The organism is Ramlibacter sp., assembly GCF_013697775.1.
Classification (GTDB): domain Bacteria; phylum Pseudomonadota; class Gammaproteobacteria; order Burkholderiales; family Burkholderiaceae_C; genus Ramlibacter.
Genome location: NZ_JACCWG010000089.1, coordinates 1 through 2,869, shown reverse-complemented (window position 1 = coordinate 2,869; position 2,869 = coordinate 1). Strand labels below are relative to the sequence as shown.

4 protein-coding genes are annotated in these 2,869 nt (G+C 69.2%); all 4 read right to left on the bottom strand.

The features are described 5' to 3' along the window. Positions 1-915: Ku protein (locus tag H0U68_RS04770; RefSeq protein WP_296353200.1), on the bottom strand; the 915-nt coding region annotated here is incomplete at its 3' end. Between the two features lie 108 nt (positions 916-1,023). Continuing rightward, entirely contained in the window at positions 1,024-1,335 is a 312-nt protein-coding gene (locus H0U68_RS04765; RefSeq protein WP_296353198.1) for a hypothetical protein, read from the bottom strand. A gap of 106 nt (positions 1,336-1,441) precedes the next feature. Beyond that, on the bottom strand, positions 1,442-1,612 hold the full coding sequence (locus tag H0U68_RS04760; RefSeq protein WP_296353196.1) for a hypothetical protein: 171 nt from the start codon (positions 1,610-1,612) through the stop codon (positions 1,442-1,444). 32 nt (positions 1,613-1,644) lie between these two features. Beyond that, positions 1,645-2,869, bottom strand: a 1,225-nt coding sequence (locus H0U68_RS04755; RefSeq protein WP_296353193.1) for an ATP-binding protein, incomplete at its 5' end; no start/stop codon positions are given.

The window sequence follows — 2,869 nt, the reverse complement described above, 5'->3', positions numbered from 1 at the left end:
CTGCGGCCGGGCCGGGGCTTCGTCGTTGGCAGCCTGATGTGCGGTGCTCTTGCGCGCCGGCGTGCGCGGCGCGGGCGCACTGGTGCGCGAGGCCGGCGCGGGCGCCGTGGCGTTGCCGCGCAAGCTGCGTTTGAGCAGCTCGGTCAGGTCGATGATCTGCGCGGATTCCGAGGCGACGTCCTCGCCCGGCAGCGGCTTCAATGCCTTCAGGCCGCCTTCGCGCGCCTTGCGCTCGACCAGTTCCATCAGCTTCTCGCGGAACTCGTCGTGGAACAGGTCGGGCTGCCATTCGCCGGCCATGGCGTCGACAAGCTGTTCGGCCATTTTCAGTTCGGCCGCGCTCACCGTGACCTCGTCGCCCGGCCAGGGCAGGCCGGCGGTCTCGCGCACCTCGTCGGACCAGCGCAGCAGGCTCAGCACCAGGCCGTCGCCCGAGGGAATCAGCGCCGCCAGGTGCTGCTTGGTGGAGATCACCACCCGTGCGATGCCGGCCTTGCCGGTGCGCTGCAAGGTCTCGCGCAGCAGCGCGAACGGCTTCTGGCCGCCCTTGCCCGATGGCGCCACGTAGTAGGGGCGGTGGAAGAACACGGCGGGGATCTGCTCCACCTCCACGAAAGCCTCGATGTCGATGGTCTGCATGGAGCGGGGCAGCGCCTCCTTGATCTCGTCGGGCGTGAGCACCACGAACTGGTCCTTCTCGACCTCGAAGCCCTTGACGATTTCCTCGCGCGCCATGGCTTCGCCCGTACTCTTGTTCACCTGGCGGTTGCCCACCGGCGACATGGTCTGCTTGTCCAGCAGATTGAATTTCATCCGGTTCTCGGCGGTCGCCGAGTGCAGTGTGACCGGAATGTGGACCAGCCCGAAGCTGATCGCGCCCTTCCACAAGGTGCGGGTGCTTGACGGCGCTGGCATGGCATCTCCTTGAACTGCCACTTCACCGTAGGACGCGCGGGTGCCTGCCCGTGTAGGACGGGCAAGACACTCTGCGCCAGGGCTTGGCCGGCTCAGCCGGCCGCAGGTTTACTGCCGCCGCCGGTCGTTGGGGAAGCGATCGTTGCGGTTGCGCACGCCGTCACCATCGCGATCGCGGTCGTAGCGGTTGGGAACGCCGTCGCGGTCGCGGTCGCGGTACCCACGGCCACCGCCGCCGTAGTAGTAGTACGGCTGGGGCGCGGGGGCGACGTAGACCGAGGTGGAACCGTAGTGGGGATAGCCGCCGTAGCCGGAATACGCCGGCGTTTCGTAGTAGCCGCCGCCGGTGTAGACGGCACCGCCATAGCCGACACAGCCGCCCAGAGCCAGGCCGAGAGGCAGCAGTAGAAGTGCTTTCATGAGGAGACTCCTTGATCCGCGCGGACTGCACGCGGTATGCCCCATTGAAGCGCTTTACGGTCGAAATTGGCTTTCGCCCAAGTGTCCGGGCGTAAGCAGCTGTGGCTCAGCCGCCCTTGTGGGGGCGCTTGCCGGGGTTCTTCTTGTTGTTGGTGGCGGTGCCGCGGGCGCGGCTGATCTGCTGGCCGCGGCCGTGGCGCACGATGGCCATGCCTTCGACGGTCTTGGGCGCCGGCGTGTGCTTGCGGTCGGCTTCGGTGATGATCTTGTTGCCCATGAGGGTGACTTCTTCCGTTTTAAAAAATGTATTCAACCGGCAGCGACGGCCGCATTCAGCGCGTCCACCGCCTGCTGCAGATCGTAAGGCTTCGGCAACGCATGCACCCCGGGGAGCTGCACGCTGTGTTCCGAATAGCCCGAGGCTACCACCACGCCGGTCCCCGGATGCCGCTGCCGCACGTGCTGCGCCAGGTCCAGCCCGCTCAGCGCCCCCGGCATCACCACGTCGGTCAGCACGGCGTCGAAACGCTCGCCGCCGTCCATGCGGTGCAGCGCCTCGTCGGCGCTGGAGGCCGTTTCGATCTCGAAACCGGCCGCCGCCAGCGCGGTGGACACGGTGTCGCGCACCAGTTCGTCGTCCTCCACCAGCAGCACGCGGCCCTTGCAGGCGGGCAGGCCGGGCAGGGTGCGCGCGGCCGAGCGCATCGGCATCGCCTGCCGCGCGCGCGGCAGGTACAGCCGCACCGTGGTGCCCTGGCCGGGTTCGCTCTCCAGCGACAGGGTGCCGCCATTCTGCCGGGCGAAGCCATAGGCCTGCGGCAGGCCCATGCCGCTGCCCCGGCCCACTTCCTTGGTGGTGTAGAACGGATCGAGCGCGCGCGCCATCACCTCGGGCTGCATGCCCTCGCCGGTATCCGACAGGCTCAGCACCACGTAGTCGCCGGCGGAGAGGTCGGGCCGCGCGGCGGCCACGGTTTCGTTGCTACCGCGCAGCACCATGCCCCCGCCCGACGGCATGGCGTCGCGCGCATTGATGACCAGGTTGAGCAGCGCCAGCTCCAGCTGGGCCGGATCCACCATCACCGGCCACAGGCCGGGCACCAGGTCGTAGTCGAGCTGGGTGTGGGTGGGCAACGCGCCGCTCAGCAGCGAGCGCATCTCGTTCATGCGCGCCGAAACATCCAGCGTTTCGCGCCGCACCTCCTGCACACGGCCGAAAGCCATCAGCTGGCGGGCGAGTTCGGTGCCGCGCATCACCGCGCGCTGGCAGCGCCCGAGCAGGGCCTGCTGCGCCTCCGGCGCCTGGCGCTTCAAGGTCTGCAGGCCGCTGGTCAGCGTCTGCAGCACGTTGTTGAAGTCGTGGGCGATGCCGCCGGTGAGCCGCCCCAGGGCCTCGAGTTTCTGCGCCTGCAGCAGGGCCCGCTGCGACTCCTCGTAGCCGGCGAGCGCGTCGCGCACGCGCCGCTCCAGCTCGGCCTGCGCGCCGCGCAACCGCCCGCTGGCCTGCGCCAGCGCGTCCTGCACGGCGTCGAGC